Source organism: Corynebacterium sp. HMSC078A10 (assembly GCF_001811565.1).
GTDB lineage: Bacteria > Actinomycetota > Actinomycetes > Mycobacteriales > Mycobacteriaceae > Corynebacterium > Corynebacterium hesseae.
On the sequence record NZ_KV805220.1, the window covers coordinates 1 to 384 of the forward strand.

Genomic DNA, 384 nt, shown 5'->3' on the forward strand with positions numbered 1-384 from the left:
ATGCCGCATGATAAAACCCGGGACTTAACCGGCGAGGTAGCCGAAGCAGACGGCTACCAACCGGGCCTGATTATGCGCAAACACGTCGAAGGCCGCGACGGGACCTGCCGGGTCGGCGGGTGTGAAGAGCCAGCCTTTCTTACCCAGCTTGACCACCGGCACAACTGGGCTGAAGGCGGGCCAACACACCCGAAGAACCTGGCATGCTTATGCCAAGGACACCACAACATGAAAACCGATGGCACCTTAAAATACCTGCTGGACCCCTACAGTGGGGATGTTATCTGGCTTTTCGCCGACGGTACCTGGACCATCAACGAAGCAGAAGGCCCCCTGGCACCCAAGCAAAAACGGTGGGCGCAAACAGTCGCCCAACACATCACC

1 protein-coding gene is annotated in these 384 nt (G+C 58.6%); it reads left to right on the forward strand.

What is annotated here, in order from left to right:
- Positions 1-384 (forward strand): HNH endonuclease signature motif containing protein (locus tag HMPREF2808_RS13815; protein ID WP_141752600.1); only part of this gene is annotated, 384 nt, incomplete at both ends.